General features: G+C 69.6%; 1 protein-coding gene. It reads right to left on the minus strand.

The features are described 5' to 3' along the window. The coding region (locus tag L995_RS14835) for a xanthine dehydrogenase family protein molybdopterin-binding subunit (RefSeq protein ID WP_047472447.1) at positions 1-1382 on the minus strand (1382 nt) is incomplete at both ends.

The following is a 1382-nucleotide window of genomic DNA, read 5'->3' on the forward strand; positions in this document are numbered from 1 at the left end:
GGTTGGGCACGCCGTAGATCAGGTCGTAGATGGACTCGACCATGGTCTCGTCCCAGCCGCCGGCATTGGCCATCTTCTTGGGGTTGATGGCCCCGTACAGCGACTGTCCCGAGATGCGCGCATGCAGCGCGGCCGGCAGGCCGTCGGCGCCGAGCACGGCGCTCAAGCGCCCCGATGCGCCGGGCCGGTAGTAGGAATGCCGTATATCGTCCTCGCGCGAGCGGATGACCTTGACGGGCCGGCCCACGGCCTTGGACGCCGCCGCCGCATGCAGGGCGAAGTCGGGCATGTACTTGCGCCCGAAGCTGCCGCCCAGGAACGTGGTGTGCACGATCACCTTGTCTGCAGGCACGCCGCAGGCCTTGCCGAGTTCGCCGCGCAGGAAGTCCTGGCCCTGGTAGGGCCCCCAGGTCTCGACCTCGCCGTCGCGCACATGCACGGTGGCGGCCAGCGGCTCCATGGTGGCGTGCGTGATGTAGGGCGAGTGGTAGTCGGCCGTGATGGTCTTGCCGGCCGCCAGCACTTCACGCGGCTTGCCCAGACTGCGGGCCACGACGGCCTTGTCGTTCGACAAGCCTGCGACGAACTGCGCATGGATGCGCTCGCTGTCCACGCCGGCCGCCGCGCCGGCGTCGAATTCGATGTCCAGCGCATCGGCAGCCTGCTTGGCAATCCAGTACGAGTCGGCCACCACGACCACGGTGCTGGGCTCGGGGTCGGGCCACTGCGTGGTGCGCACGACGGCATGCACGCCGGGGCGCGCGCGCACCTCTGCCTCGTTGCGGATGCGCACGATGCGCCCCGTCACGCTGGGCGCCATGCGCACGGCGCCGATCAGCATGCCGGGCACCTCGACATCGATGCCGAACACCGCGCTGCCGTCGACCTTGGAAGGCGTATCCACACGGCGCAGGTTGCGGCCGATCAGGCCCTGCTCGGAAGCCGACTTCATGCGCGGCCGCGCGGCCAGGGGCAGCCTGGAGGCATCGGCCACGATCTCGCCATAGCCCACGCTGCGGCCCGTCGCGGGGTGCAGCACGCGGCCGGCACGCGTCATGCACTGGGAGGCACGCACACCCAGGCGGCTTGCGCCGGCGCGCAGCAGCACATCGCGCGCCTGGGCGCCGGCCAGGCGCATGCGTTCATAGAAATAGTTCATGGACATGGAGGCACCCACGAACTGCTGGAACGGCATCTCGCCCGCATCGTTGCGATAGGCGTCGCGCCCCGTGACGAAGCGCACGGTCACGCTGGCCCAGTCGGCATCCAGTTCATCGGCCATCACCTGGGGCAGGCCTGTGTAGATGCCCTGGCCGACCTCGCACTGCGAAACGCCGATCACCACCTGGCCCGAAGGCTCGATCCAGACCCAGTCGACGCGG

The organism is Delftia sp. ZNC0008 (assembly GCF_000799035.1).
Classification (GTDB): Bacteria; Pseudomonadota; Gammaproteobacteria; order Burkholderiales; family Burkholderiaceae_C; genus Comamonas; species Comamonas tsuruhatensis.